The organism is Actinomadura sp. 7K507, from assembly GCF_004348425.1.
Classification (GTDB): domain Bacteria; phylum Actinomycetota; class Actinomycetes; order Streptosporangiales; family Streptosporangiaceae; genus Spirillospora.
Genome location: NZ_SMKK01000470.1, coordinates 1 through 2,567 on the forward strand (window position 1 = coordinate 1; position 2,567 = coordinate 2,567).

The 2,567-nt window shown below is 76.8% G+C and carries 2 protein-coding genes and 1 pseudogene; all 3 read right to left on the reverse strand.

Annotated features, from left to right (window positions below):
* Window positions 1-432: pseudogene (locus tag E1285_RS44500) on the reverse strand (hypothetical protein); the annotation flags it as partial.
* Window positions 429-1,580 carry a hypothetical protein gene (locus E1285_RS44505; protein ID WP_132160938.1) on the reverse strand — a complete coding sequence of 384 codons (1,152 nt, stop codon included), beginning with the start codon at window positions 1,578-1,580 and terminating at the stop codon, window positions 429-431. The gene E1285_RS44505 and the pseudogene E1285_RS44500, both read right to left, overlap by 4 nt.
* The coding region (locus tag E1285_RS44510) for a DUF916 domain-containing protein (RefSeq protein ID WP_132160939.1) at window positions 1,577-2,567 on the reverse strand (991 nt) is incomplete at its 5' end. The genes E1285_RS44505 and E1285_RS44510, both read right to left, overlap by 4 nt.

The following is a 2,567-nucleotide window of genomic DNA, read 5'->3' on the forward strand; positions in this document are numbered from 1 at the left end:
GCGCTGGTCCTCGCGCGGGTCTCCGGCGATTCCCGCCGCCATCAGCGCGGTCGCGAAGACGGGGACGGCCGGGACCAGGCCCGCCGCGACGACGGCGAGCCCCGCCAGGGCGCCGGCGGCCGCGACGAGCCCGCGCACGGGCGTGCGGCGGGCCAGCCACAGTGCGGCGGGGAGCATCACGCAGGCGAGCAGCAGTCCGGTCAGCGCGATGTAGGTGACGACGTCGCCGGGCACTCCCACCACACCGCCGAGCGCGTCGGCGAGCAGCAGCACGGTGCCGGCGGCCAGCGGGCCGGCGGCGGCCGAGGCGGCCACGGCGGTCCCCGCCGCGGCGCCGGGGGCGCGGCGGCGGGAGTGCGGCCTCGTGGCCGGCAGGGCGGCCGTCGGGCTGGGCGTCGGGCCGGTCGCCGGGCCGGTCGCCGGGCCGTTCATCGCGCCTCCCCATGGGATGTGGAAAGGAACCGCTCCAGCGCCTCGACATCGACCGGACGCAGCTCCCCGCCGCGCCGCTCCTCCAGGTAGCCGACCAGCGCGTCGCGGTCCACCACGTACGCTCCCGACGGCGACCGCGCCGTCGTGTCCAGGTAGCCGATCAGGTCGTCGATCTCGACGGTTCCGGCGGGACTCGGGGCCGCCCGGTGGTGCGCCGGGGTCTGTCCGGCGGCGGTGGCGGCCCCGAGCGCCGGGGGCACGGCGCCGAGACGGCGGCGCCGGCGGCGAGCGGCCCGGCGGCCCAGCGCGAGCCGGATGCCGAGGAGCAGCAGCATCGCGGCCAGCAGGTTCACGCCGAGCAGGCCCCAGGGGTAGGTACTGAAGGAGGTCTCGAACGGCACCTGGCCGGCGTAGCGGCCGCCGACCACGAAGGTGCCGAACGACGCCCGCGGCAACTCCACGGGGACGCGGTAGGTGGCGGTCTCGCCCGGCCGGAGGACACCGGTCTCGGGGGCGGTCAGGGGGGTGTCCGGTTCGTCGCCGCCGCCCCAGCCGACCACCAGCGGGGCGTTCTCGATCGGGTCGGCGCCCGCGTTGCGGATCCGCAGCACCAGGGTCCGCTCGGTCCGGCCGCCGAACAGCTCGCCGCGCTCTCCCCCGCCGACGAGCTCGACGCCGACGACGTCCGCGCGCACGGGAGCGACGTCCCGCTCGATGCGCCGGACGGGGTGCCCCTGCACCGTGAACGGAGCGGTGGCGTTCGCGGGCGCGGCCGCCCCGCCGGGCAGCGTCCCGGCCCGGATCACGCACGGGCACGCGGACGGCGGCGCGCCCACGGTGAGGCCCGCCTCGAACGACCCGGTGGGCGCGACCATGGCGGTGACGCCGCGTCCGGTGTCGCAGTCGGCCGAGCCGTGCACGGCCCTGGCGCCGCACACCTGGACCTGGACGGTGGCTCCCGGAGTCCACCCGCTGCCGCGGACCCGGGCGGAGGTGCCGGCCGCCGCCCGCGCGGGTTCGACGCTCACGCCGGGCCTGGCGCGCGAGGACGCCTCCGCGGGCGCCGCCGGGGCGAGCCCCGTGGCGAGCACGGTGGCGGGCGCGGCGGTGAGCAGGACGGCCGCGAGGGCGTGGGCGAGACGTCTCATCCGAGGATCCCCTCGCCGCCGGAGGCCAGTCCGGCCCGTTCCCGCCAGCGGCGGATGAGCCTCGGCAGCACCGACCACACCACGAACACCGTCCCGACGAGCACGAGCAGCGCCACCCACGGCACCGCGGTGAACTGGTCCTGGCCCCGGACCCGGACGCCGTCGGCGGTGGTCAGCTCCACCCGGACGGTGACCGCGTCCAGCGGCGGGACGCCGTTCCACGGCACCGTGATCTCCGTTCGCTGGCCGGGCAGGATCTCGGGCAGGCGCCGGTCGGGCCACTCTTCGACGCGGCGGCCGAAGATGCCCGTCGCCCACACGCGGGCGGTGGGCGAGAGCCGCTGGTTGCCGGAGTTGACGACGGTGTAGCGGATCGTCCCCCGGCTCTGGTTCACGTAGGGCACCAGCGGCTCGGTGCGGGCGGTGTCGGGCCCGCCGATCCGCAGGCTCGGGGTCAGCGGCCCGGCGACCCGGAGGTAGACGCGGGCGGCGACGGCCCGCCGCACCCCGACGCGGGCGCCGCCGGACTCCTGGACGCTCTCGATCGCGGTGTTGAGCGCGACGATGCCGCCGATGTGCTCGCCGGGCGTGGCGTTGGGCGGGATCTCCAGGGTGAAGGGGACCTTCACCGCCTTGCGCGCCGGGACCTTCAGCGTCCCGCGCTTCAGGGTGATCCAGGCGCCGACGTCCTTGCTCGGCTCGTTCGCGGCGCGCAGCGCGAACCCGGCGTCGCGGGGGGTGTTGTAGGCGTCGGCTCCGTAGAGCCGGAAGTCGAGAGGCTCGCCGGTCAAATTGGTGATCTGCACGGCGTCCTTGACGGTCTCGCCGGGCGGCGCCTCGATGGCGAAGGCGGGCCTGGCGGCGGCCGCGTCGCTGCCGTTGACGGAGAACTCGATGGATGTGACCGTGACGTCGCCGAATCCCCTGTTGACCATGCCGCCGAGCGGGATGCGGCGTTGCTCCAGATCGCGCAGGACGAGCAGGAGC